The following is a 24,906-nucleotide window of genomic DNA, read 5'->3' as shown; positions in this document are numbered from 1 at the left end:
TCCCCATCCCACGACCGAGGTGATCGATGACGACCACGTCCGAGCCCCCCGCCCCCGCCCTGGAGCCGGCGGTCAACCACGCCCCCTACGACCAGCCGGTCTGGGGATCCGACGTCATGGTCGACGCCCTCCGGCAGCTCGACCTGCCCTACATCGCGCTGAACCCCGGCTCCTCGTTCCGCGGGCTGCACGACTCGCTGGTCAACTACGCCGGCGACGAGATGCAGATGATCGAGTGCCCGCACGAGAAGATCGCGGTCGCGCTGGCGCACGGCTACGCCAAGGCCAGCGGCAAGCCGATGGGCGTGATCCTGCACGATCTGGTCGGGCTCCTGCAGGGCACCATGGGCGTCTACTACGCCTACATCGACCGGGCACCCGTGCTGGTCCTGGGTGGGTCCGGCCCGGCCGACCAGAGCCGCCGGCGGCCCTACATCGACTGGATCCACTCGGCCAACGTCCAGGGGCAGGCGGTTCGGGAGTTCACCAAGTGGGACCACGAGCCGCGGTCGATCTCCTCGGTGCCCGAGGTGCTCGCCCGGGCCTACCGGGTGGCCACCACCGGGCCGCAGGGGCCGACCTACGTGGCGCTGGACGCCGGCCTGCAGGAGGACCAGCTCACCGAGCCGGTGCCGGTCGACCACGTCGCCGCGCTGGCCGCCGCGCCCTCCCCCGTGGCGCCGGACCCCGTGACCCTGCGCGCGCTGGCCGAGGAGCTGTGCGCCGCCCGCCGCCCCGTGATGGTGCTGGCCTACCCCGGCCGGGACCCGGAGTCCTTCGGCACCCTCGTGGAGCTGGCCGAGCTGGTGGGCATCGGTGCCCTGGACACCCACTGGCGGCTGAACTTCCCCAACCGGCACCCGCTGTGCGTCAGCGACACCAACGCCGTCGACGACGCCGACTGCGTGCTGTTCGTCGACGTGAAGGACATGGTCAAGCCCACCCACCGCACCGACCGGCTGGCCCGGCGCAACGTCTCCCGGCTGGCGCCGGGGTGCCGGGTGCTGTCGCTCGGCTTCGCCGACATGGGGATCTCGTCCTGGAGCGAGGACTACGCGCAGATCATCCCGGCCGACCACACGGTGGCCGCGGACACCGCGGTGGCGCTGCCGCTGCTGCTGGCCGAGTGCCGCGCCATCCTGGCCGGTGACGACCTGGAGCGGGCCGCGGAGCGGGAGACCTGGAAGGCCTCGCTGACCGACCTGCACGAACGCACCTCCAGCGGCTGGGCGCAGGAGGCGGCCGCCAAGGCAGGCGAGACCCCGGTGTCCACCGCCCAGCTCGCCGCCGCGGTGTGGGAGGTCGTGCAGGAGCACGACTGGGTGCTCACGGCCGGGACGGCGGCGGACTGGGCACTGCGGCTGTGGGACTTCGACGTCCCGCACCGGCATCCCGGCAAGCAGCTGGGCACCGCCACGCAGATCGGCATCTCCCTCGGCGTCGCCCTGGCGCACAAGGGCACCGGGCGGCTGGTGGTCGACCTGCAGCCCGACGGCGACCTGATGTTCGACGTCGGCGCGCTCTGGGTGGCCAGTCGTTACCAGCTGCCGATGCTCACGGTCATGTTCAACAACCGCGCCTACTACAACGACTGGGAGCACCAGGAGAGACTGGCCGAGCAGCGCGGGACCCCGGTCGACCGGGCGCACATCGGGATGGCCATCGCCACTCCCGAGCCGGACTTCGCCGCGATCGCGAAGGGCTTCGGCTGGTGGGCCGAGGGCCCGGTCACCGACCCGGCCCAGGTGGCCGACGCGGTCCGCCGGGCAGCGGCGCACGTGATGGCGACCGGTGGCCCCGCGCTGGTGGACGTGGTCTGCCAGCCGAAGTGATCCTGACGCGCTGAGACGAGGGGCCCCGGGCGTCGCCCGGGGCCCCTCGCCGTTCAGTCCCGGATGTCCTGGAGGAACCACTCGGTCGGGATCTCGTGCCCGACACCGGCCTCCAGCGCCTTCCGGTACACGACCTGGCCGACGGCGGAGAACTGGAGACCCTGGTTGCCCACGTTGCGGTAGAAGGTGACCTGGTCGGCGCTGGTCCGCCCGGGCACCTCCCCCGCCATGACCGCGGCGATGTCCGGCGCCCCGCCACCGCGGCCCCGGTCGGTGAACTCTGGGGAGTCCCCGCCGAAACCGGGATTGCGGTTGGTCGCCGGGATGCGCGCCATCTCCGCCGCCGAGCCGCCGATGAAGGCGCCCGGGGACATCCCGCGCTCGACCTGGTACCGCTCGGTCTGCCGCATCGGCAGGCCGGCCGTGCCCTGGCGGACGACGACGTCGAACCGGTCACCGACGTCGGGCATCTCCCGCCGGCCCAGGTTGGTGACGTGGACACCCGGCTCGATCCAGTCGGCCTGGTAGACCGGCTGCATGGCGTCGGTGCAGGAGGACAGGACGTCGCAGCCGGCGACGGCCTCCTGCGGTGAGTCGACCGCGACGACCTCGATCCCCAGCCGCTCGGCCATCTCCGTCGCGTACTGCTCCCGGTTGCGCCGGGTCGGGCTGTAGACCCTGCAGCGCCGGATCGGCCGGACGAGGCAGAAGGCCTCGAGGTAGGCGCGGGCCATCCCGCCGGAGCCGAGCATCCCGACGACCTCGGAGTCCTCCCGGGACAGGTACTTGGCACCGATGGCGGCCCCACCCGCGACCCGCATGTGCTGCAGCACCCCGTCGTTGAGGAAGGCGAGGGGCTCGGCGGTGCGGGTGGAGACGAGCATCACCAGCCCGCAGTAGGTGCCCGGGCGGACGGCGTACTTCTCCTCGGTCCAGTTGCCGTGCTCGTCCCGGGGCCACGAGACGACGTCGGACTTCATCCGGATGGCGAAGACCCCGTCGTTGGCTCCCTCCATCGACCCCCAGCGGAAGTACCCGTCCGCGGGGCCGGGCGCGTAGAGGTCGACGCGGGGCCGGTGTACGGCACCGCCGTGCGGCAGTCGCGCGAAGGCCGCCTCCTGGGCGTCGATGCACTCCTGCATGGTGAGCAGCTGCGCGACCTGCGCGTTGTCGATGATGAGCACGGTTCCCCCTCAGGACGTGCTGCCGGGCGGCCGGCTGGGCGGCACGGACTCCGGGACCGCGCCGGTGGCGTCGGTGGTGGGCTGCCCCGTCCCGGCCTCGTCGACCGGCGCGGCCTCGTTCTCGACGGCGATCCCGGCGTACTCGCGGACCACGTTGGTCCGGGTGAGCAACGCGGCACCGACCAGCACCGGGATGGCCGCGCCGGCGGTCAGGGCGGTCACCGGGCCGAGCAGGCCGGCCGCCGCACCGATCACGACGTCACCCAGTGCGGGCCCACCGCGGGAGGTGATCTGGTAGAGCGACTGGACCCGGCCGCGCAGCTCGTCGGGGGTCTCCAGCTGGACCGCGGCGTGCCGGATCGTGGTCGCGGTGGCGTCGAAGGCACCCAGCAGCAGGGCGAGCAGCAGGACCGCGGCGACCACCGAGACCTGGGCGAAGCCGATGGCGACCAGCCCGTAGGTCACGGTCGACACCAGCAGCACCCGGCCCAGCCGGCGGGAGCGGGTCACCAGGCGCACGATGCTGTAGGTCGCGAGCAGGGCGCCCAGCGACGGGGCCGCGGACAGCAGCCCGTAACCGGCGGGGCCGATGTCCAGCCGGTCCGAGAACGCCGGCAGCAGCACCCGGTAGGCGCCGAAGACGGTCAGCACCAGGTCCAGCCCGCACAGCGACCAGATCAACGGCCGCCGGCGCACGTAGCGGATGCCCTCGGCCATGTCCGCCCCCACCGAGGGCCGGGGGCCGTCGGCGTTGCGGACCAGCGGCGGCACCCGGACGGCGGCGAGCACCCCGATCAGCGCCGCGTAGGTGAACCCGTCGAGCAGGTACACCAGGCCCGGCCCGTCGACAGCGATCAACAGGCCCCCCAGCGCCGGACCGGTCAGCACCGCCACTTCCCGGGAGGGGTTGAGCAGGGCGATCGCCGCAGGCAGCACCTCGCGCGGGACGAGCGCCGGCACCAGCGCTTGCCGGCACGGCTGATCGAACGTCGCCGCAGCCGTCGTGACCAGCACGCCGGCGAGCACGTGCCACGCCTGCACGTTGCCGGAGAGGGTCACCGCCGCCATGCCCAGGGCACCGAACATGGCCAGCGCCTGGGTCGTCTGCAACAACCGGCGCCGATCCCACCGGTCGGCCAGCACACCGCCGATCGGGCTCAGCGTGACCAAGGCCACAGCCTGGGCGCCGCCCACCAGGCCGGTCATCGCGATCGACCCGGTGAGCTCGTACACCTGCCACAGACTCGCGGCGACCGTGGCCCGGGCGCCGATCTGGGACAGGATCACCCCGGACCAGAACAGCATGAAGTCCCGGTTGCGCAGCAACCTCCCCCAGGGCATCTCCGGGTCAGCCGACCGGCACGAGTGTGACCTTGCTCGGGTCGGTGGCCAGGTACACCTCCGTCCCCGGCTCGATGGAGGTCGCGGGGTTGCCCCGGACCCGGAGGCTGCCCTGGCCGACCCGGACGATGTGGTCGACCGCGTCACCGAGGAACGCCCGGTTGGTCACCGTGCCCGCCCACTCGTTGGGCCGGTTGCCCCAGCGGGTGGTGCTGATCTCCAGGCACTCGGGCCGGACCGCGGCGATGACCTCCTCGCCGACCGGGATGTTGACCGACGACTCGAGGCGCACCCGCCCCGCCTCGGTGTCCACGTCGACGTTTCCCCCCTCGCGGCCGGCGACCGTGCCGCGCAGGAAGTTCGACGTCCCGATGAACTCGGCGACGAACTTGGAGTTGGGGGTCTCGTAGACCTGGCGCGGGCGCCCGGTCTGCAGCACGTTGCCCTCCTTCATCACCGCGATGGTGGTGGAGAGCGCGAGGGCCTCGATCTGGTCGTGGGTCACGTAGATGGAGGTGATCCCCAGGTCCCGCTGGAGACGCTTGAGCTCGTAGCGCAGCGACTCGCGGAGCTTCGCGTCGAGGTTGGACAGCGGCTCGTCGAGCAGCATCAGCGGCGGCTCGATCACGACCGCTCGGGCCAGTGCCAGGCGCTGCTGCTGGCCACCGGAGAGCTTGGTGGCCTGCCGGTCGGCGAGATGGCCGAGCTCCATGGTCTCCAGGACCTTGGCCACGCGCTCCTGGATCTCCCGCTTGCCGGGCCGGGTGGCCCGCTTGCGCACCTGCAGGGGGAACGCGACGTTGTCGAAGACGGTCATGTGCGGCCAGATGGCGTAGGACTGGAAGACCATGCCCAGCCCGCGCTGGTTGGCCGGCACGTTGAGGTGGCGGGTGCTGCCCCCTTCGAAGAGCGGACGGTCCCCGACCACGATCCGCCCGGAGTCCGGACGCTCGAGGCCGGCCACGGCCCGCAGTGTGGTGGTCTTCCCGCAGCCGGACGGGCCGAGGAGGGTGAACATCTCGCCCTCGCCGACCTCCAGGCTGATGTCGTTGACGGCGAATACCCGCGCCGGCCCCGCATCCTGGCCCGCGTCGGTGCCCTTCTTGCTGCTGCCGCTGCGCGCCTTCGCGCGCTTGCCGGCCTCGCTGCCGAAGCTCTTCACGAGGTTGGTGATCGTCAACATGGTCATGGCCGCAGCCTCCGGTCGCTGGTTCTGGAGATCGGTCGGTCGAGGGGTGGGTCAGTCGGACTTCAGGCCGACACTGGCGCCGATCTTGTAGGCGACTCCCACCAGGACGGCGAGGATGAGCACCATCAGCACCCCGAGTGCGGACAGTTCTCCGAAGCGGGCGTTCGCGTAGAGCTCCCAGATCGAGATCGACAACACCTCGTTGCCCGGCGTGTACAGCAGGATCGAGGAGGACAGCTCCCGGAAGGAGACGACGAAGATGTAGACCCAGCCGGCCAGCAGCGCCGGGGCGATGAGCGGCAGCAGCACCCGGCGGAAGGTGGCCCACCAACCGGCTCCGCTGACCAGGGCGGACTCCTCGAGCTCCGCGCCGATGGTCTGCATCCCGCTCACCGCGTACCGCATGCCATAGGGCAGGTACCGGGTGCAGTAGGCGATCAGCAGGATGAACAACGTGCCGTAGATGGGCAGCGGGCTGCGCAGGTACACGAAGGCGATGGCCACACCGAGCACCAGGCCGGGGATCACCAGCGGCGAGAACGCGATGTGGTCCAGGACCCGGCGACCCGGGATGCCCGACCGTACGACCACCCACGCGGCGATCGCCATCAGCGCCATCACGATCGTCGCCGAGCCGGCGCCCAGCAGGAGCGAGTTGCGCAGCGCCGTCGGCACCGTGGGCAGGTTGAACACGGCGACGAAGTTGTCGAAGCTCATCGACTGGAACGCCTCGATCGACGGCGGCCGGTAGTACGGCAGCAGCGCCGTGTACAGCAGCACCAGCAGGGGAGCCAGCACGGTGACGAAGAAGTAGAGCAGGATGCCCAGCCCGACGACCGGCTTCCAGCGACCCAGGTCGATCGGGCGGGGCCGGAAGCCCTTGCCGGTGATCGTGCCGCCGCCGTGGCCACGGCTGAACCGGTTGGACAGCCAGATGCCGAGCGCGGCGATCGCGAGCAGTCCGACGGCGAGCGCCCCGGCCGCGGCGAAGTCGGTGGGGAAGGTGCGCAGCACCTCGTAGATGCGACTGGTGAAGACGTAGATTCCGTTCTGCAGGCCGAGCAGAGCCGGTACCTCGAAGCTCTCCAGGCTCCGGACGAGCATGATCAGCGCCGCCGACAGGAGTGCGGGGCGGACCAACGGCAACGTCACCCGCCGGAAGGTCTGCACGCGGGTGGCCCCGCTCATCAGTGACGATTCCTCGAGGGAGGGGTCCGTCGACCGGAATGCAGCCACCATGAAGAGGAAGGCGATGGGGGAGAGGTGCAGGCCCTCGACCCAGATCATCCCCCAGATGGTGAAGACGTTGATCGTGCCCTCACCGAAGATCGGCTCGAGCAGGCTGTTCAGCAGCCCGATGGACGGGCTGGCCAGGAAGATCCAGGCGATGGTGTAGAGGATCCCGGGGATGATGAGCGGGATGATCGACGCGGCGAAGAACAGCGCCTTGAACGGCACGTCGGTGCGCACGTTGAAGTAGGCCAGCGCCGTGCCGACCGCCAGGGAGAGCAGGGCGGAACCGAAGGCGAACCACAGGGAGTTCCCGACCAGCGAACCGATGCGATCACTGCCGTACGCGCGGCTGAAGCCGCCGAGGCTGAAACCCTCCGCGTCGGTGAAGGTCGTCCACAGCAGATAGCCCATGGGCACCAGGGCGAGGTATCCGACGACGACCGTCACCGCGATGGCGACCAGGGTGCGGGGGCGCATGATCACCTCGCGTGCCCGCTCGACGCGTGATCGGCTGTCGCCAGCGGGTCCTGCGCCAGGGGGGCTCGCCCCCACAGGCCCGGTCTCCACCGGGGGAACTACGGTCGTCGCCATTCTCGGCTCCTCGAACTCGGCTGGTCGATCCGTGGACTGGTGCGCGCGGACGGCACCGTTGCGGTCCGGGGTCGGCCCGGTGCACTGGCGAGCGCACCGGGCCGGCCCCCTGCGATCAGTTCTCCGGGAGCTGCTCGCCGCCGCGGACGACCTCGGCGTAGCGGTCCGACCACTCGGCGCCCTCGTCGAGGAGCTGCTGGACGTCCACCGGCTGGACCTCCAGCCCGGCCAGCGGGTCGGAGCCGTCCGGCATCACCGACGGGGTGAGGCCGTTGTCCAGGAGCACCTGCTGGCCGTCCTCGAGGTACCAGTCCATGAAGAGCATGGCGGTGGCCGGGTGCTCGCTGGCCCGCATGACGCCACCGCCGTTGGCCCGGGCCACGACCGGCTCGACGAAGGGCTGGTCGTCCACCGGGGCGCCCGTGGCCCGGGCCTTCTCGGTGAGGTAGGTGTAGGAGGCAGCGACGACGCCGAACTCGCCGGCCGAGAGCAGCTCCACCTGACCTGAGTGGCCCTTGGCGATCTTGGCGCCGTCCACCATCGCGGCGAACATCGCATCGATGTCCGCGTCGGACATGCCCTGGTCCTGGAAGTACCCGTAGAGGGTCATGTACCAGTCGTAGTCACCGACCTCCAGCGAGAGGATGCCGTCGTACTTCGGGTCGGCGAGGTCCTCCCAGGTGGTCGGGACGAGATCCCCGGCCACCGCGTTGGTGTTCCACGCCGGGGCGAAGATGTTGAACCGGGTGGGGGTCCACCCCTCGTACTGGAAGTCCTCGTTGACCTTGTCGCGCTGCTCGCCCTGGTAGTCGCCGGTGAGGCCCTCGTTGGCGATGACCGCGAGCTCGGTGGCGTTGGTCTCGACGACATCGGCGCCCGCGAACTGCGCGGAGCTCTCCTGCAGGATGCGCTGCAAGATGGTCTCCGAGTCGGCGCGGTAGAGATCGACGTCGATGCCGAACTCCTCCTCGAACTCCGGCACGACGATGTCGGCGATGTCGGCGTTCAGCGAGGTGTAGATGGAGAGGGCGTTGCCCTCCTCCGCGGCGAGCTCGACCAGGCGGTCCCGTCGCTCGGAGCCGGTGAGCTCACCGATCTCGGCGTACACGCCCTCGGCGTCGGTCGCCTCGGTGGAACCTCCACCTCCGCCTCCTGACGTCGGGGAACCACCACACGCCGACATCAGCAGCAGGGACGCGGTCCCCAGTCCGATCCACGTCGATCGTCGAGACATCTTCTCTCCAGACAGACTCACAGGGGCCCGAGGCTGGGGCCAGCCTCCGGGGAGTTCGTTGCTGCCGGCTCGCGCGGGCGGACCCCGTCGAGCACTCCGTGCTGGCGCCGTTGCGATGGCTGCCCAACGCTCCGGTCGCTCGTTGGGCTAACGGCCAGACCATTCGCGAGGAAGGTAACGCGCCTCACACTCGGCTGTAAAGGCCCGGGTCGTCGCCATCGAGGAGACGGCGGGCGGCAGCGATGTCGAAGGTGCGCATGAAGGCCAGCGCGGTCTGCGTCATGGTGAGCTCCACCCCGGTGCCGGCGGCCATCCGCTCGGCGTTGGCGATGTCCTTCTCGAACCAGGTGAAGCGCATCTCGTGCATCTCGCGCAGCGTCCGGCTGTCGGTCGGGCTGTCCTGCAACGCCGCCCGGAGCCGGGGGACGTCGCCGCCCAGCCGTCGGCCGAGTTCGAGTGCCTGACCGAGAGCGGAGATCTGCGCCCAGTGCACGAGGTTGTTCACCGTCTTGCCGACCTGCCCGGCACCCACGTCGCCCAGTAGGTGGACGGCGGAGGTCCAAGGGGTCAGCACCGGTCGGACGGCGTCCAGCGCTTCGGCGTCCCCACCGACCAGCAGGGTGAGCTCCCCCGCCTCGGCGGCGCGCACCCCGCCGGTCAGGGCTGCGTCGAGCACGCTCACGCCCGGCGGGGCCGCGGCAGCGAGCTCACGACAGGTCTCCGGCAGTGCCGAGCTGGACAGCAGGACCACGCTGCCCGGCCGAGCGGCGCTGTAGACGCCGCGCCGACCGGTGAGCACCTCGCGCAACTGGTCGTCGGTGGCCACCACCACGATGACCGTCCCGGCCGCCTCCGCGACAGCGGCCGCCTCGTGGACGGCCGTGGCGCCCACCGCGACAGCGGCCGCGACGGCCGCCGGGTCGAGGTCGACGACCACCGTGGGCACCCGGGCGCCGGCCAGGTGGCGGGCGATCGGGCCCCCCATGGCGCCGAGCCCGACGACGCCCACGCCGGGTGGGAGATCGCCACGGGAGCTTCGAGTCGGGCGGGTGGACTGGGTCACGGAGGCCTCCAGTGCGTCGGGTGTGGTGTGGCGCACAGAGTAGGCCGGTCATTGGTCTACTGTCAGTCCTATGGGTCTTCGGGTGACCTCCTCTCGCAGCCGCGTGGGCCGCCAGACCCTCCTCGCCCGTACCGGCCGCTCGCTGCGGCACCCGAACTACCGCCGGTTCATCAGCGGACATGCGGTGAGCGTCATCGGCACCTGGATGCAACGGGTCGCGCAGGACTGGCTGGTCCTGGAGCTGACCGGCAGCCCGGTCGCCATCGGGACGGCCACCGCCCTGCAGTTCCTGCCCACCCTGCTGTTCGGCGTGTGGGGTGGCGTCCTGGTCGACCGGTTCGACCGCTGGAAGCTCATCATCGGCACCCAGGTCGCCAGCGCCGTCCTCGCAGCGGCGCTGGCCGTCACCACGCTCACCGGCGCCACGACCCTCGGGCTGGTCTACGTCATGGCCACCCTGCTGGGCCTGGTGACGGTCATCGACTCCCCGGCCCGCCAGGCGTTCGTCACCGATCTGGTGCCCGTGCCCGACTACGTCAACGCCCAGGCGCTGAACTCGACCATCCACAACACCGGCCGGCTGATCGGTCCGGCCGTGGCCGGGCTGGTCATCTCCACCGCCGGCGCGGGGACGGCGTTCGCCGTCAACGCCGTCTCGTTCCTCGCCGTGCTGATCGGGTTGGCCCGGATCGACCGCTCAGCCCTGCACCGCACCGCACGACTGGCCCGCGGACGGGGTCAGGCCCGAGAGGGACTGCGGTACGCCTGGCACCACCGGGAGCTGCGCGCCTGCCTCTTCCTGGTCGCGGTGGTCGGCGTGTTCGGCCAGAACTTCCGGGTGATCCTGCCGGTCACCGCCACCGAGGTGCTCGACGGGGATGCTGCGACCTACGGGTACCTGACCGCAGCACTGGGCCTGGGCGCGGTGCTGGGCGCCCTGGGGGCGGCCTCGAGCGAGCAGGTGACCGGGCGCCGGCTCCTGCTGTGGACCGTCCTCTTCGGCGTGGTCAACCTGGCCATGGCGCTGGCCGGGCAGCTGCCCGTCGCACTGGCCGTCCTGGCAGCGGTGGGCGTCGCGAACATCCTGTTCAACACCGTGGCCCGGTCGCTCCTGCAGGTGCACAGCACCCCGGAGATGCAGGGTCGGGTGATGGCCCTGCACGGGCTGCTGTTCCTGGGCACGACCCCCATCGGGGCGCCACTGCTCGGCTGGATCTGCGCGACTGCCGGGTCCGCTGTCGGTTTTCTCGTCGCCGGCGGCTCGGCGCTGCTCGCAGCCGTGGCTGCCGCCCGGCAGCTGCGGCGCAGCACGGGGTCCGGCGCCGCTCAGCCCAGCACCGCGACAGCAGCACCCGACCCGGCACCCGAGCTGCCGGCGACGGACGCCCGCCCTGATCCTCGAGCCCCTCTGGCCTCAACCCCCCGGCGCCTCTTCGCCGACAGGGTGCGCCGGCAGCGCCCAGCCCGCTGACCCTAAGCCACCCTCGCCCAGCACCCCCGAGCTCCGGACGGCGCCGATGACCCGCTGGACGACGTCGGAGACCGGCGCATCGGCGCCGGCCCGTGACGCGGCGTCCAGGACCAGGCGCATGTCCTCGTCGGCCCACGGCAGTTCGCGGGGCCGCTCCCAGGTGCGCAGCACCCAGGAGTCGGCGCTGCTCCTGCACAGCCCCTCGACCAGCGGCCCACGCTGGACACCCAGGGCCTCGGCCAGGCGCAGCCCCTCCACCACCGAGGCGATGGTCGACCACAGCAGCATGTTGTTGACCAACTTGGCCACCTGACCCGCGCCAGGGCCGCCCACGTGCACGACATCGGAACAGAACGCCGAGAGCACGTCCGCGCAGCGCGCCAGCACCGCCGGCTCTCCCCCGACCAGCGCCAGCAGGTCGCCTCGCCGGGCTCCGTGATCGCCGCGGCACAGCGGCGCATCCAGCAGCCGGCCGCCGTCCCGGACCGCGGCCTCGTGCAGGCGGCGCATCTCCTCCGGGTCGACGGTGGAGCAGACCAGCACGTCCCGGTCCCGCAAGGAGGGGCGCAACTGCCCGTCGACCAGCAGGATCCGGGCGACCGCCGTGCCGCCGGCCACCACCAGGACGACCTCGCACCCGGCCAGCTCGCGGTCCTCGGTGACCCGGCGGACCGTGACCGGCAGGTCCGCCCCGGCGACCGGATCGGGGTCCAGGCCGAGGACCTCGTGCCCGGCGGCGGCGAGGTGCCCGGCGATCGGCGCCCCCATCCGGCCCAGGCCGATCACGCCCACCCTGCGGCAACCGGTCATCGGGGCCCCTCTCCCTCGTCGCCGCGAGGCCGCGCCCGCAGCCCGGCGACCACCGCCGCCGCACGCGCCGATCGCCCGCCGGGGTCGTCGAGGGCGTCGCGGTCGACGCCCTCGGGGCGCCGCTCGGCCAGCGAGCCCCGCGCGGTCCGCCGGTAGATGTCGGCGATGGCCCGGTAGGTCGCCGGATCGAGACCAGCGGCACGCTGGGTCTCGGCAACCGCTTCCATCTCGGGCACGAACCGCCACGCCTTGCTGGCAGCCAGCCCGGCCTCGGCCAGCGGATCGCGGCGCAGCACGCGACGCAACTCTGCCTCGACCTCGTCGAGCACGCCGTTCTCGGCGGCGGTGAGCAGGGAGTTGATCACCAGTGCGGTGACCCCCTTGCGCACCGCGCCGGTGCACATCTTGGCCGCGGACGCCGCGCCCACCGCCGTCCCGACCACCTGGACCACGACGCTGGTCCAGGGCAGGGCGGCGACCCTTGCCGCGGCCGGGCCGGAGAGCAGCACCCGGGCGTCGGGGCGACCGGACACCGGCGGTGCGCCGGAGACCGCGCCATCGACGACGTCGATCCCAGCAGCCACAGCGCGGGCGGCGATGTCCGCGACCTCGGCCGGTGAGACGGCGTTGAGGTCGGCCAGTAGTGGCCGGACGCCGAGCCGGCCGGCCCGCCCGACCAGGTCATCGGCGACCGCGCGGGCGTGCTGGGGAGGGACGACCGACAGCAGCACCGGTGCGCGCCGCACGACCTCGTCGAGATCGGCGACCAGCTCCAGCCCGGCGGCGGCGGCCAGACCGGCGGTCCGCGGGCTGCGCCCGGCCGTGGTGACCAGCACCTGCGCCCCCCCACGGGCCAGCGCAGCGCCGAGCGCGGCGCCCATCTCGCCGGGCGACACCACCCCCACCAGCTGCGTCGCCGGCTCGGTCACGTCACTGCCCCGCAAGGCGTCCAGGTGCCCATCACGGGCAAATGGTAAGGCCGTCGATCCTCCACCGATACGGTGGCAGCGCTCGGCGCACCGGAGCTTTGGCCATACCATTGATCCGCACGTCGTCCCGACCCCGCGATCCAGAGGATGGTCATGCCCCCACGCCGCCAGGTCGTCATCGTGGGCGGAGGGCCCGTCGGCGTCGCCCTCGCCCTCGCCCTCGGACTACGCGGGATCTCGTGCGCCGTCATCGAGCGGCGGACCGAGCTGTCCAGCATCCCCAAGGGCCAGGGCCTGAGTCAGCGTTCGGTCGAGCACTTCGCCCGCTGGGGCCTCGCCGACCAGCTGCGCGCCGCGCGGGCGATGCCGCCGGGCCACCCGATCGGCCAGGTCACCGTCTACCGGGACCTGCGCAGCGACTTCTGGCACGCCGCCGCGGCCCGTGAACTGGTCGCCCCGTTCTATGCGCAGGCGAACGAGCGGCTGCCGCAGTACCGCACCGAGGAGGTGCTGCGCCGCCGGCTGGCCGAACTCCCGGACGTCGACGTCCACCTGGGGTGGCAGGCGACCGAGGTGCACCAGCACGCGGACGGCGTCCGGGTGGTCGCGACCAGGGACGGCGCGGAGCTGGAGCTGGTGGGCGACTACGTGGTGGGCTGCGACGGCGGCCGTTCGATCGTCCGGGAGCAGGCCGACATCCCACGCAGCGGGACCGACTTCGACGAGCTCGTCGCGCTGGTGGTCTTCCGGTCGAAGGAGTTCCACCAGGCTCTGGAGCGCTTCCCGGCGCGGTCGACCTACCGGGTGATGCACCCGGACCTGAAGGGCTACTGGATGTTCTTCGGCCGGGTCGACGTGGGTGAGGAGTTCTTCTTCCACGGCCCGGTGCCGCCGGGCACGACGACCGAGAACTTCGACTTCGCCGCGTTCCTGCACCAGGCGGCGGGCTTCCCGTTCGAGAGCACCATCGACCACGTCGGGTTCTGGGACCTGCGCGTCCAGGTGGCCGACGAGTACCGGCGGGGACGCGCGTTCATCGCCGGCGACGCCGCGCACACCCACCCGCCGTACGGCGGCTTCGGCTTGAACAACGGACTGGAGGACGCGGTCAACCTCGGCTGGAAGCTGGCCGCCGTGCTCGATGGCTGGGGCGGCCCGGCCCTGCTGGACTCCTACAGCCCGGAGCGCCAGGCGGTCTTCCGGGACGTCGGCGAGGAGATCATCGGCGGCTGGATCCGCGAGGACCGGGCAGTGCTGGAGGAGTACAGCCCCGAAACCGACCGCGAGGAGTTCGAGCGGGCGTTCGCCGAGGTCGCGGCGGGCTTCGGGAAGCGGCTGCGCCACTTCGAGCCGAACTACGAGGGCTCCTCCGTGGTCCTCGGCCCGCCCGGGGGCGTGAACAGCGGACTCGGGACCCACTCGTTCCAGGCGCGACCCGGGCACCACCTCGCGCCGCAGCCGTCCTCAGCCGGGGGCACCGTGTTCGACGCGCTGGGCCCGGACTTCACCCTGCTCGCCCTCGACGCCGGCGACGACGCGGTGGCTGCCTTCAGCGAGGCCGCCGCGGAGGCCGGGGTGCCGCTGACGGTCGTCCAGGACACCTTCGACGGGGGCCGGGAGGCCTACGGGTCCCGACTGGTGCTCGTGCGTCCTGACCAGTTCGTCGTCTGGACCGGCGACACGGTGCCCGCCGACGTCGGCCGGGTGCTGAGCCGGGTGACCGGCCGGGGTTGACGCCACCCGGATGACCGGCGCCGACGGCCCCCCAGGGGCGGTCGGCGCCGGTCACCGTGGACGTGCGGGCCAGATGTCAGCGAGCGCGCAGGTACTCGCGGATCCTGTCCCCGTCGAGGACCACCGACGGGTCGTACTCGGGGGCGTCCTCGAGTTGCTCGAGGTCGTTGAGCCCGCACTGCTTGTAGATCCGGTTGATCGCCGAGATCAGCCGCACTGGCCGGTCGGGATCTGCGTTGAAGTGCTGGTGGATGGTGTTCGGCGGCACGTAGATGACGTCGCCGGCCTCCCACTCGAAGCGCTTGACCTCCTCCTGGGGCTTCCAGAAGTAGGTGTCGGTGATCTCCACGTCGCAGTCCTGGTGCAGGTCGTAGCCCCGGCCCTCGAGGACGTAGAGACACTCCTCGGCCAGGTGCCGGTGCTTCCCGGAGCGGCTGCCCGCCGGGATGATCTGCATGTAGGCGTCGACGGTCTCCATGCGGGTGTCGAGGTCCTCGTTGAGCAGGTGCTTGAGCAGACCTTGCCGGGACATCTCCCACGGCATGTCCGTGGGCTTGAGGACCTTGCGCCGGCCGGCGTTGCGCTCGGGCGCCTCGGTGGCCTCCTGCAGCAGGTTGGCGTAGAGCGGGGCGTTGTCGGCACCCGCTACCCAGGCCTTCGACTCGGACCAGGCCATGTCAGTACCCCTCCGCCGGGTGGTTGAAGTCGTCTTCCTCTTCGCGGACCACGTAACCGACGCCGCCGGGCGCAGGCTCGGTCTGCCGGGGTTCGACCTGCTTCTGGAAGAGCATGTTCATGAACAGGTACATCGGCTTGGTCTTGATGACCAGTGCGCGAGCCGGGCGGTCGGGGTCGCCGTTGAAATGCTGGTGGACGCAGTTGTTGTGCACGATGGCGACGTCGCCGGCCTCCCAGTCGTAGCGGATGCCGTCGTGCACCTCGTAGCCGACGCCGTCCAGGATGTAGAACGCCGCCTCGTTCACGTGTCCGTGCTTCTGCGACTTCCCGCCCGGCCCGTACTCCTCGAGGTGCAGGTGGAAGGTCTGGGTGATGCCGTCCTTGGGTTCCACGTAGTGTCGGCTGTACGCCTGCGGTCCGTCGACGAACTTGATCTCGCTCGCCTTCTGCACGCGTGGCATCGAGCGGAGCCGCTCGAGCTCCTTGTTCAGCCCGTAGTCACCCTGGATCGCCCGGACGAACGTCCGGTTCTTGTTCGAGTGGTAGAGGTGTGCCAGCCCGGCGTCCTCGGCCGGCTCCTCCACCGGGTGCCCCGCGTGCTCGACGTCCGCGTCGAGGTCCTCGTCCGGGCGTCGTCCGCCCGTTGCTTCCTCCATGCCGTTCCCTTCCTCTCCGGCCGCCGGAGGGCGGCCCGCTCGGGCTGTTCGTCCCCGGGTCGGTGCCGGGCCACTGCGGGCGCGGCTCAGTACATGCTGGTGAGCAGCTCCTGGTACTCCGCCGGGGCGTCGTCGATCCGCTGGACGAGCTGGGCGTAGTCAGCGCCGGGGAGGAAGTTGAGCTCCCGCTCCTGCTCCTCCGACTCCGCGATCAGCTCCGGGTCCTCCATCACCGCAGCCATCGAGTCGCGCAGGCAGGTGGTCGCCTCCTCGTCCATGTCCGGTGGGCCGACCAGCGGACGCCCCACCTCGATCAGTGCCAGGTGCGCGTCGACGATCGAGGCCTGCTCGTCGGTCATCTCCAACTCGGTGACCAGCGGCACGTCCCCCGGCAGCCAGTCCGGCGCCTCGTCACCCATGACCAGCACCGGGGTCTGCGACCCGTCCTCGACCGCCGAGCGCCGGCTGGTCAGGTTCCCGGACATGCCGTCGACGTTGCCCTGCAGCACCGCGAGCTCCGTCTCCCCCGAGCCGGGGAAGCCGGTGATCACCTCGGCGTCGATGTCGAACACGGCGGACAGCAGCGAGGTGTTGACGTAGTCCTCGGCACCGGGGCCGGTGGAGCCCCAGCGGAAGCCGCTGGCGGCCTGCACGTCCTCGAAGCCCTGGTAGGGACCGGTGGCACTCGTGACGATCAACGACGGGTCGCTGGCGACCCGGCCGATGTAGGTGAAGTCGCCCAGCGCGAAGGTGGCGCCCTGCGCTCCGGCGATCGACGACCCGCCCGCACCGACCCCGTTCATGATTGCGATCTGCGTGCCGTCGGTGTCCGCGGCGAGCAGGTTGTTCAGCGCCAGCAGGCCCCCCGCACCGGGGCTGTTCTGCACCGCGATGGTCGCGCCGATCTCCTCTTCCAGGTAGGGGGCGACCAGCCGGGCGTAGGAGTCGTAACCGCCGCCGGGCTCATAGGGGACGACCAGGGTGATGTCCTCCCCCTCCAGCGACGAACAGCTGCCACCGCCGTCGGCCGTGGCCTCGGAGCCGGAGCCGTCCGAGGAACAACCGGCCACCAGTCCGATCCCCAGCCCGAGGGCGACGGCGGACCGCAGACCGCGGCGGAAGGGACGTGCGTTGCTCATGGCGCTCTCTTTCGATCGACGACGACGGCGATGACAGGGACGCAGGTGGCGAGGGTCAGTCCAGGAAGAGACCGGGTGGGGTGGCGATGCCGAGCGCCACCTCGAAGGACAGGTAGAGCAGCACGCCGACGACGACGGCGTAGCCGATGCTCACCTTCCAGCTCCGCTGACCGGCGGATCGCAGGTACAGCAGGGAGAACACCGGCGCGGTCACGAACAGGCCGGCGACGTAGAGCAGGAGGAAGAAGGTGACGACCCAGGCCAGGGCCAGCGACCAGCTCCGGGCGCCGGCCGTCGCGAAGACGTACTCCACGTCGTCCGCCTCGATGGCCTCCTCGTCCTCGTGCGTGCCACCAGCCGGTACGGACTCGTGGGCCGGGACCGGCGGGCCGGCTGCGGACGCGCGACCGCGACGGAGCACGAGGAGGTCCTGCACCAGCTTGACGACGCAGAAGACGACGCCGGCGCCGGTGACGATCCGCGGGAACAGCGCCGCGCGGAAGGACCAGTCGGCGGCGTCGAGGAACGCCCAGCCGAACACCGCCAGCAGCACCACGGTGATCACCACGTCGGCGATCGGCAGCCCGCCGTCCCCGGGCTCGGTGGTCGGGGCCCTCGTCCCCGCCACCGTCGCCTCGGAGCTCGTCACGTCGGGGCCGCCCCGGTCCTCGTGCGCGGTCATGCCGACACCCGGTCCTGCGGGGCAGCGGCCCGGGCGCGCCGGCGACGCACCGGCGGGACCACCACCGTGACCAGGATGACCGCGCCGATGACCAGGACGATGGGACGGGTCAGCCACGTCCAGTCGAACAGCGAGTACGACAGGAAGAGGTACCGCTCGGCGAGGGAACCGAGGACCACCGCGAGCAGGAACGGCACTCGCGGCCAGTCGTAGCGGATGCAGAGGACGCCGACCGCGGCGGCCACGATCATCACCAGGACGTCGGCGAAGCTGTTGCTCGCGGTGTACGCACCGAGCCCGAGCAGGAGCAGCAGGAACGGGACCAGGAGGGGCCCGGAGATGAAGGTGAGCCTGGTCAGCGGCTTGAGGAAGGCGAACGCCGCCGCGACGGCGATGAAGTTGGCCAGCACCGTCACCCAGATCATCGAGAAGGTGACGTCGAGCTCGGTGGTCAGCATCTCCTCACCGGGGTTGAGCCCGACGATGAGGAACGCGCTGAGCAGCACCGCGCTGCCGGCGCCGCCCGGGATCCCGAAGCCGATGGTGGGGATCAGCGACCCGCTGTCCTTGGCGTTGTTGACCGCGCCGGAGGCGATGACTCCCTCGACCGCGCCCTTGCCGAACAGCTCCGGCGTCTTGGAGCTCTGCTGTGCCGCGCCGTAGGCCATGAACTGGGCCACCGAGCCACCGAGGCCGGGCACGATGCCGACCCCGGTGCCGATCGCGCTGGACCGCAGGACCAGCGGCCAGTGCTTGAACGTGTCCCGGATGCCCTGCGCCACCCCGGACAGCGAGGTGTTCGCCTCGGCGGCGGTCACGTTGCCGGCGATGCTGCGCTTGCTCAGCATCAGCTGCAGGACCTCCGCGCCGCCGAACAGACCGACCACGAGCGGCACGATGCCGATGCCGTCCCACAGGTACAGCTGCTCGAAGGTGTACCGCGGGATGCCCTCCTGCGGGTCGAGCCCGACCAGGGCCACGAGGAGGCCCAAGCCGGCCATGATGAACCCCTTGAGCAGGTGCTTGCCCGACAGTGCGATCACGAAGGTCAGGCCCAGCATGGTGAGGGCGAAGAACTCGGGTGGGGCGAAGGCCAGGACCACCGGCCGGATGACCGGGATCGACAGCGCCAGCACGACGGCTCCGAACACGGCGCCCAGGACCGAGCTGGACAGCACCGCCCCGAGCGCACGGCCCCCCTCTCCGCGCTTGGTCATCGGGTGACCGTCGAGGACCGTCGCGGCCGAGGTGGCCTCACCGGGGATGCCGAACAACACCGAGGTGATGTCGCCGGTGGTGGAGGTGACCACCCACATGCCGAGGAGGAAGGCGAATGCCTCCACCGGCTGCATGTCGAAAGTGAACGGCAGCATCAGCGCCAGGGTCACCGCACCGCCGAGACCGGGCAGGATGCCGACGACGAACCCGATCGCGACGCCCAGCAGCATCAGCATGAGCGGCACGGGCTGGACGACCTGGACCAGTCCGCTCACGAGGTCGGACAGCATGCGTTCCTCCGATGCACGACGGCGAGACGTGGCCTGGGCCACAGCCCGGACCAGAGCGAATCATCGCAGCGACGCAAAGGTCCAACCATTCGGCCATGCGTTACCGGATCGTGACCATCGGCCGACCGTGCTCGAGGGATGGCTCCTCAGGCCCTCCGCCGGCGGGCCGGGATCACCGGTCGGCCGGCTCCACGATGTGCACCCGCACGGCCCGGAACTGGGCCGGGGTGGCCAGCAGCACCACCTTCGTCGGCTCGCCGACCTCCAGCGCCGGCAGCCGCGGGAGGTCGGCCAGCGGGCGGAGCCGCGGGTCGCTGAGCACCTCCGCGGCCAGCCCCTTGTCCCCGCCCGGGGCCAGCGCGTGCAGGGTGCCGGCGTGCGGCAGCAGCACCCGGGCCGCGGTGTCCGCGGCATGGCTGACGACGGCGTCGGTCTGGTGCCCGCGCCGCCGGGCGAAGCGCTGCTGCGACCACCCGCCGGCCGCGGTCCGGCCCTGCACCTGGCGCGCGTCGACCTTGGAGACGACGAGCTCGGCGCCCTCGAACACCCCGACCGCCCAGCGGCCGCGCCGGACCAGCAGGACGGCGGTGCGCCGCGGTGCCTTGGCGGCAGCGGTGAAGGCGGTCAGCGGTGCCGGACCGGGCGTCCAGCCGTAGGGGGCGGTGAGCCGCACGGTGGTGGTGTCCTGGCAGGTCACCGTGAGCACGCCCGCGTCGTCGGTCCCGACGTCGGTGAACGCGCCGTGCCGCTGGGCGACGCCGTCCAGCCAGCGGCCCAGCCGCTCCGGGGCGACGCCGAGCACGCGCCCGCCACCGGCGGCGGGGCGGGGTGCGGTCATCCGCCGAGCATCGCAGCACCGGGCTCGTCCGGCCGGGCTCCGGCGCGGGCGTGCCTCAGTGCGCCAGCGCGGGGGAGGCGGCGTGCTCGGCCGGCACGTGCAGGGTCCGCTGCCCCAGGCCGACCACCACCGCGGCCAGCCCGGCGGCGACCGTGGCGACCAGGAAGCTGGCGTTGGCGCCGGCGGTGTCCACGATCTTCCCCGCCACCGACGCGCCGACCGCCACCCCGAGGGCGAGGGCGGTGCCGATCCAGGTGAACGCCTCGGTGACGGCGGAGCGGGGCACCAGCACCTCGGCCAGGGTGAAGGCGCTGATCAGCGACGGCGAGACGGCGATGCCGGCGACCACCACGAGCGGCAGCATCAGCCAGTAGCTGGTGACCAGCACCAGCGGCAGGGTGAGCACGGTGAGGACGGCGAGGGCGGCGACCAGCCGGTGCCGCAGCCGCACCTTCCAGTGCACGACACCCCAGCCGATGCCGGCGAACATCGAGCCGGCGGCGAGGCCGGCGATGAGCAGGCCGGACAGCGGCCGCTGACCGACCTCGTCGGCGAAGGCGACCAGGCCGATCTCCAGCGCACCGAGGATGGCGCCGACCGCGGCCCCCACCACGAACAGGACCCGCAGCCCCCGCACCCGGATGGCCGACGCCCCGCGCCGGTGCCCGTGCGCGGCCGGGGGCGGCTCGGTGTGCCCCTGCGCGGCGAACATCAGGCTGCCGACCGCGGCCAGCGTGAACGCGGTGACGACGCCGGAGGTGGTGTGCCCGGTGGTGGACAGGAAGGTGACCAGCACGGGGCCGACGATGAACACGAACTCGTCGACCACCGACTCCATCGCCAGGGCGGTCGGCAGCCGCGGGGTGCCACGGAGCAGGTGGGTCCAGCGCACCCGGATCATCGAGGAGACCGGCGGGATGCTCGCCCCGGCGGCGGCGGCGGACAGGAACACCGTCCACAGCGGCCAGCCGCCGCGCACCGACCAGAGGAACGCCAGCCCCGAGACGACGAAGACCGCCAGCACACCCAGCAGCACCCGGCGCTGGGCGTGGGTGTCGGCCAGCCGGCCGATCACCGGGCCGGCGATCGCGGTGGCGATCGCCCCGACGGCGGCCACCGCACCGCCCAGGCCGTAGGAGCCGGTCTCGGACTGGATGAGCAGCACGCTGCCCAGCCCGATCATCGACAGCGGCAGCCGGCCGATGAACGCGGCCAGCACCATCGGCAGGGCATGCGGCGTCCGCAGCACGTGCAGATAGGGGTTGGGCACGAGCGGACTGGCCTCCGTCACGGGGTGGGCACGCCCCCGCCACGCTAACCCGAGGGCGTGGCCGCCCGCGGCACGGGCGCGGAGCGTCGCCGCACGAGCCGACCTCGTCGGCGCCACGAGCCGGCCGCGCACCGCCGCCCGGCCGGGCGGGTGCGGGGACGGGCGCGAGGTGGGACGGACGCGACGAGGTCCCGCCCCCCGACGACGCTGTCGGGGAGCGGGACCTCGTCCCATGGGTCGGCCTCCGCGGCGGCCGACCCGGTCCATGGCCCCCGGCGGGGCGGCGGAGCCCCTGGGAGGGGCGTCCGGCTACGCGAGACGGCTCTTGAGGATCTCCAGCTCGTCCCACATCGTGCTGGGCAGCTTCTCGCCGAACTTCTCGAACCACTCGGTGATCTGCGGGACCTCGGCCTGCCACTCGTCCTTGTCCACCCGCAGCGCCTGCTCGACCTGCTCGCGGGTCATGCCCAGGCCCGAGACGTCGAGGGAGTCCGGCGTCGGCACGTGCCCGACCGGGGTCTCCTCGGCGGCGGCGGTGCCCTCGAGGCGCTCGACGACCCACTTGAGCACCCGGCTGTTCTCCCCGAAGCCCGGCCACAGGAAGCCGCCGTCGGCGTCCCGGCGGAACCAGTTCACGTAGAAGATCCGCGGCAGCTTGCTGGCGTCGTGGGCCTTGCCGGTGTCGACCCAGTGCTGGAAGTAGTCCCCGGCGTTGTAGCCGATGAACGGCAGCATGGCGAAGGGGTCGCGGCGGACGACGCCGACGGCACCGGTGGCCGCGGCGGTGGTCTCCGAGGAGAGCGTGGCGCCCATGAAGACGCCGTGGTTCCAGTCCCGCGCCTCGCTGACCAGCGGGATCGTGGTCTTGCGCCGGCCGCCGAAGAGGATCGCCGAGATCGGCACGCCCTGCGGGTCCTCGTACTCCGGCGCCAGGATCGGGCACTGGGTGATCGGGGTGCAGAAGCGGCTGTTCGGGTGGCTGGAGGGCTCCTCGCTCTCCGGCGTCCAGTCGCGGCCCTTCCAGTCGGTCAGGTGGGCGGGGGCGTCGTCGGTCATGCCCTCCCACCAGACGTCGCCGTCGTCGGTGAGCGCGACGTTGGTGAACACCGAGTTGCCCTGGTCGATGGTGCGCATCGCGTTGGGGTTGGTGTCCCAGCCGGTGCCCGGCGCGACGCCGAAGAGGCCGTACTCGGGGTTGAGGGCGTAGAGCCGGCCGTCCTCGCCGAAGCGCATCCAGGCGATGTCGTCGCCGAGGGTCTCGACCTTCCAGCCGGGGATGGTCGGCTCGAGCATCGCCAGGTTCGTCTTGCCGCAGGCGGAGGGGAAGGCGGCGGCGACGTAGTACGTCTTCTGCTGGGGGCTGGTGAGCTTGAGGATCAGCATGTGCTCGGCGAGCCAGCCCTCGTCGCGGGCCATGACCGAGGCGATGCGCAGGGAGTAGCACTTCTTGCCCAGCAGCGCGTTGCCGCCGTACCCGGAGCCGTAGGACCAGATGGCCCGCTCCTCGGGGAAGTGCACGATGTACTTGGTGTCGCTGCACGGCCAGGGGACGTCGGTCTGGCCGGGCTCGAGCGGAGCGCCGAGGGAGTGCATCGCCGGCACGAACGGCCGGTCGGTGCCCATCGCCTCCAGGATGCGGCTGCCGATCCGGGCCATGACGCGCATCGAGACCACGACGTACTCGGAGTCGGTGAGCTCCACGCCGAACATCGGGTCCTCGGCCTCGACCGGGCCCATGCAGAACGGGATGACGTACATCGTCCGGCCGCGCATGCACCCCCGGTACAGCTCGGTCATGACGGCCTTCATCTCGGCCGGGTCCATCCAGTTGTTGGTCGGGCCGGCGTCGGCCTCGTCGACCGAGCAGATGAACGTGCGGTCCTCGACCCGGGCGACGTCACTGGGGTCGGAGGCGCAGTGGAAGGAGTTGGGCTTGGCGGCCAGCCGGGTGAAAGTGCCGGCGTCCACGAGCCGGGTGGTGAGCCGCTCCCACTCCTCCTCGGTGCCGTCGACCCAGACCACCTGGTCCGGCATGGTCAGCTCCGCCATCTCCTGCACCCAGGCGAGGAGTCGGGCGTGCGTGGTGGGGGCGTTCTCGAGACCTGGGGTGGCCACGGAAGTCACGGCGTCTCCTCCTTCGGGTGCCGCCGGCTCGGGTGTCGCACCGGCGCTGGCGCTGTGTCGACCCCCCGGCCGCGACGCTGGGGCCGGGGGGATCGGGCCAGGCTACCGCCTGGAGTGCGTACGTCTAGAACGTCTACCGGAAGTGTGACGTAGGTCCCCACGGGATGCCATCCGGTCGATCCAGGGTTGTCCGCGGGGTGCGCACGCCTCAGCTCCTGCAGCCCCTGACCCTGCGCGGGGTCACCCTCCCCAACCGCCTCGCCGTGGCGCCGATGTGCCAGTACTGCGTCTCCGACGGGGTGGTCGGCGACTACCACCTGGTGCACCTGGGCCGGTTCGCCCTCGGCGGCTTCGGCCTGGTGATGGTCGAGGCGACCGGCGTGACGGCCGACGGCCGGATCAGCCCCGGCGACGTCGGCCTGTGGGAGGACGCACAGGTCCCCGGCCTCGCCCGGGTGGCCTCCTTCCTGCGGGAGCACGGCAGCGTGGCGGCGATCCAGCTGGCGCACGCGGGCGGCAAGGGCAGCACGCTGCGCCCGTGGGACGGCGACGGACCGGTGACCGCGGAGAACGCCCGGCCCGGCGACGTCCCGTGGACCCCGGTCTCCCCGAGCGGCGTGCCGATGGGCGAGGGCTGGCCGGCCCCCCGCGCCCTGGCGCTGGAGGAGCTCCCCGGCGTGCGCGACGCGTTCGTCGCCGCCGCCCGCCGGGCGCTGACCGCGGGATTCCAGGTCGCCGAGGTGCACGCCGCGCACGGCTACCTGCTCAACCAGTTCCTCTCCCCGCTGACCAACACCCGCACCGACGCCTACGGCGGGTCGCTGGAGGACCGGATGCGGTTCCCGCTCGAGGTGGTCGAGGCCGTGCGCGCCGTCTGGCCGGCCGACCTGCCGCTGATGGTGCGGGTCTCCGCCGTCGACGCGACCCGCCAGGGCACGACGCTGGCCGACACGATCGCCTTCTGCCGGGAGCTGGAGGCGCTCGGGGTCGACGCGATCGACGTCTCCGGCGGGGGCATCGGGCCGGGCTGGGAGCACCCGATCGGCTACGGCTACCAGGTGCCCTTCGCCGCGGCCATCAAGGAGCAGGTCGGCATCCCCACCATGGCCGTGGGCCTGCTCGTCGACCCGCAGCAGGCCGAGGCCGTCGTCGCCGCGGGCCAGGCCGACCTGGTCGCCGTCGCCCGCGAGGCGCAGGACGACCCGAACTTCGCCCTGCACGCCGCCCGGGCGCTGACCAGCTCCTACGACGCCTACCCGGTGCAGGCCGGCCCGCGGCTGGCCTCCCGCGACCGCCTGCTGGGCCGCCTGGGCCCGTGGACCGGCCCCGACCCGGTCCGGGTCGAGCAGCCCCGCTCGCAGGCCTGAGCCGCCCGACCCGGGGTGGAGCCGCGCCTGACG

General features: G+C 72.1%; 20 protein-coding genes. 4 read left to right on the top strand and 16 right to left on the bottom strand.

What is annotated here, in order from left to right:
• Positions 1-26 precede the first annotated feature (26 nt).
• Entirely contained in the window at positions 27-1,832 is a 1,806-nt protein-coding gene (locus FB380_RS08135) for a thiamine pyrophosphate-binding protein (protein WP_166754635.1), read from the top strand.
• 53 nt (positions 1,833-1,885) lie between these two features.
• Here FB380_RS08135 and FB380_RS08130 read toward each other — a convergent pair whose 3' ends face one another.
• The 6 genes from FB380_RS08130 to FB380_RS08105 form a co-directional block, all read right to left on the bottom strand.
• Complete coding sequence (locus FB380_RS08130; protein WP_166754634.1) at positions 1,886-3,016, bottom strand: ornithine cyclodeaminase family protein; 1,131 nt, start codon at positions 3,014-3,016, stop codon at positions 1,886-1,888.
• A 9-nt stretch (positions 3,017-3,025) separates the two neighbouring features.
• Positions 3,026-4,357, bottom strand: coding sequence for an MFS transporter (locus FB380_RS08125; protein WP_166754633.1), 1,332 nt, complete (start codon positions 4,355-4,357; stop codon positions 3,026-3,028).
• Between the two features lie 7 nt (positions 4,358-4,364).
• Entirely contained in the window at positions 4,365-5,546 is a 1,182-nt protein-coding gene (locus FB380_RS08120) for an ABC transporter ATP-binding protein (protein WP_208382794.1), read from the bottom strand.
• A gap of 51 nt (positions 5,547-5,597) precedes the next feature.
• The gene (locus tag FB380_RS08115) at positions 5,598-7,256 is read right to left on the bottom strand and encodes an ABC transporter permease (protein ID WP_208382793.1); all 1,659 of its coding nucleotides are present in this window, start codon (positions 7,254-7,256) and stop codon (positions 5,598-5,600) included.
• 229 nt (positions 7,257-7,485) lie between these two features.
• On the bottom strand, positions 7,486-8,478 hold the full coding sequence (locus FB380_RS08110) for an ABC transporter substrate-binding protein (RefSeq protein ID WP_166754631.1): 993 nt from the start codon (positions 8,476-8,478) through the stop codon (positions 7,486-7,488).
• A 310-nt stretch (positions 8,479-8,788) separates the two neighbouring features.
• A complete protein-coding gene (locus FB380_RS08105) occupies positions 8,789-9,667 on the bottom strand; it encodes an NAD(P)-dependent oxidoreductase (RefSeq protein ID WP_166754630.1) in 879 nt (292 codons plus the stop codon).
• Between the two features lie 82 nt (positions 9,668-9,749).
• Between FB380_RS08105 and FB380_RS08100 the strand changes: the two genes are divergently transcribed.
• Positions 9,750-11,138 (top strand): MFS transporter, encoded by a 1,389-nt coding sequence (locus tag FB380_RS08100; protein ID WP_166754629.1) that lies wholly within the window; start codon positions 9,750-9,752, stop codon positions 11,136-11,138.
• Here FB380_RS08100 and FB380_RS08095 read toward each other — a convergent pair.
• Together FB380_RS08095 and FB380_RS08090 are read right to left on the bottom strand one after the other, a co-directional pair.
• Positions 11,082-11,948 (bottom strand): NAD(P)-dependent oxidoreductase, encoded by an 867-nt coding sequence (locus FB380_RS08095; RefSeq protein WP_166754628.1) that lies wholly within the window; start codon positions 11,946-11,948, stop codon positions 11,082-11,084. The two genes, FB380_RS08100 and FB380_RS08095, sit on opposite strands and share 57 nt — an antisense overlap.
• On the bottom strand, positions 11,945-12,877 hold the full coding sequence (locus FB380_RS08090; protein WP_166754627.1) for an NAD(P)-dependent oxidoreductase: 933 nt from the start codon (positions 12,875-12,877) through the stop codon (positions 11,945-11,947). Before FB380_RS08090 ends, FB380_RS08095 begins: the two co-directional genes overlap by 4 nt.
• A gap of 153 nt (positions 12,878-13,030) precedes the next feature.
• Between FB380_RS08090 and FB380_RS08085 the strand changes: the two genes are divergently transcribed.
• Positions 13,031-14,611 carry an FAD-dependent monooxygenase gene (locus tag FB380_RS08085; protein WP_208382792.1) on the top strand — a complete coding sequence of 527 codons (1,581 nt, stop codon included), beginning with the start codon at positions 13,031-13,033 and terminating at the stop codon, positions 14,609-14,611.
• A 76-nt stretch (positions 14,612-14,687) separates the two neighbouring features.
• Here FB380_RS08085 and FB380_RS08080 read toward each other — a convergent pair whose 3' ends face one another.
• The 8 genes from FB380_RS08080 to FB380_RS08045 form a co-directional block, all read right to left on the bottom strand.
• On the bottom strand, positions 14,688-15,287 hold the full coding sequence (locus FB380_RS08080; RefSeq protein WP_166754625.1) for a cupin domain-containing protein: 600 nt from the start codon (positions 15,285-15,287) through the stop codon (positions 14,688-14,690).
• A 1-nt stretch (position 15,288) separates the two neighbouring features.
• On the bottom strand, positions 15,289-15,945 hold the full coding sequence (locus tag FB380_RS08075; RefSeq protein WP_166754624.1) for a cupin domain-containing protein: 657 nt from the start codon (positions 15,943-15,945) through the stop codon (positions 15,289-15,291).
• 86 nt (positions 15,946-16,031) lie between these two features.
• Entirely contained in the window at positions 16,032-17,084 is a 1,053-nt protein-coding gene (locus tag FB380_RS08070) for a Bug family tripartite tricarboxylate transporter substrate binding protein (RefSeq protein WP_166754623.1), read from the bottom strand.
• Between the two features lie 55 nt (positions 17,085-17,139).
• Positions 17,140-17,766: a tripartite tricarboxylate transporter TctB family protein gene (locus FB380_RS08065; RefSeq protein ID WP_166754622.1), complete on the bottom strand. Its 627-nt coding sequence runs from the start codon at positions 17,764-17,766 to the stop codon at positions 17,140-17,142.
• Positions 17,763-19,274 (bottom strand): tripartite tricarboxylate transporter permease, encoded by a 1,512-nt coding sequence (locus tag FB380_RS08060; RefSeq protein ID WP_166754621.1) that lies wholly within the window; start codon positions 19,272-19,274, stop codon positions 17,763-17,765. Before FB380_RS08060 ends, FB380_RS08065 begins: the two co-directional genes overlap by 4 nt.
• Before the next feature lie 172 nt (positions 19,275-19,446).
• Positions 19,447-20,112 carry an acVLRF1 family peptidyl-tRNA hydrolase gene (locus tag FB380_RS08055; RefSeq protein ID WP_166754620.1) on the bottom strand — a complete coding sequence of 222 codons (666 nt, stop codon included), beginning with the start codon at positions 20,110-20,112 and terminating at the stop codon, positions 19,447-19,449.
• 55 nt (positions 20,113-20,167) lie between these two features.
• Positions 20,168-21,403, bottom strand: a complete 1,236-nt coding sequence (locus FB380_RS08050) for an MFS transporter (RefSeq protein WP_229681811.1) — start codon at positions 21,401-21,403, stop codon at positions 20,168-20,170.
• A 288-nt stretch (positions 21,404-21,691) separates the two neighbouring features.
• A complete protein-coding gene (locus tag FB380_RS08045) occupies positions 21,692-23,506 on the bottom strand; it encodes a phosphoenolpyruvate carboxykinase (GTP) (RefSeq protein WP_166754619.1) in 1,815 nt (604 codons plus the stop codon).
• Positions 23,507-23,703: 197 nt separating this feature from the next.
• Between FB380_RS08045 and FB380_RS08040 the strand changes: the two genes are divergently transcribed.
• Positions 23,704-24,873 (top strand): NADH:flavin oxidoreductase/NADH oxidase, encoded by a 1,170-nt coding sequence (locus tag FB380_RS08040; RefSeq protein ID WP_229681810.1) that lies wholly within the window; start codon positions 23,704-23,706, stop codon positions 24,871-24,873.
• Positions 24,874-24,906: the final 33 nt, after the last annotated feature.

This window comes from Modestobacter marinus (assembly GCF_011758655.1).
Classification (GTDB): domain Bacteria; phylum Actinomycetota; class Actinomycetes; order Mycobacteriales; family Geodermatophilaceae; genus Modestobacter; species Modestobacter marinus.
Note: the sequence above shows the minus strand (reverse complement) of the source record. Positions and strands in the feature narration are given on the sequence as shown.

What these genes read in the sequence shown, in the direction of transcription:
- FB380_RS08135 (WP_166754635.1), top strand. Translation starts at nt 27, where the DNA reads ATGACGACCACGTCCGAGCCCCCCGCCCCCGCCCTGGAGCCGGCGGTC.
- FB380_RS08125 (WP_166754633.1), bottom strand. Translation starts at nt 4,357, where the DNA reads ATGCCCTGGGGGAGGTTGCTGCGCAACCGGGACTTCATGCTGTTCTGG.
- FB380_RS08120 (WP_208382794.1), bottom strand. Translation starts at nt 5,546, where the DNA reads ATGACCATGTTGACGATCACCAACCTCGTGAAGAGCTTCGGCAGCGAG.
- FB380_RS08115 (WP_208382793.1), bottom strand. Translation starts at nt 7,256, where the DNA reads ATGCGCCCCCGCACCCTGGTCGCCATCGCGGTGACGGTCGTCGTCGGA.
- FB380_RS08095 (WP_166754628.1), bottom strand. Translation starts at nt 11,948, where the DNA reads ATGACCGGTTGCCGCAGGGTGGGCGTGATCGGCCTGGGCCGGATGGGG.
- FB380_RS08085 (WP_208382792.1), top strand. Translation starts at nt 13,031, where the DNA reads ATGCCCCCACGCCGCCAGGTCGTCATCGTGGGCGGAGGGCCCGTCGGC.
- FB380_RS08080 (WP_166754625.1), bottom strand. Translation starts at nt 15,287, where the DNA reads ATGGCCTGGTCCGAGTCGAAGGCCTGGGTAGCGGGTGCCGACAACGCC.
- FB380_RS08075 (WP_166754624.1), bottom strand. Translation starts at nt 15,945, where the DNA reads ATGGAGGAAGCAACGGGCGGACGACGCCCGGACGAGGACCTCGACGCG.
- FB380_RS08070 (WP_166754623.1), bottom strand. Translation starts at nt 17,084, where the DNA reads ATGAGCAACGCACGTCCCTTCCGCCGCGGTCTGCGGTCCGCCGTCGCC.
- FB380_RS08065 (WP_166754622.1), bottom strand. Translation starts at nt 17,766, where the DNA reads ATGACCGCGCACGAGGACCGGGGCGGCCCCGACGTGACGAGCTCCGAG.
- FB380_RS08060 (WP_166754621.1), bottom strand. Translation starts at nt 19,274, where the DNA reads ATGCTGTCCGACCTCGTGAGCGGACTGGTCCAGGTCGTCCAGCCCGTG.
- FB380_RS08055 (WP_166754620.1), bottom strand. Translation starts at nt 20,112, where the DNA reads ATGACCGCACCCCGCCCCGCCGCCGGTGGCGGGCGCGTGCTCGGCGTC.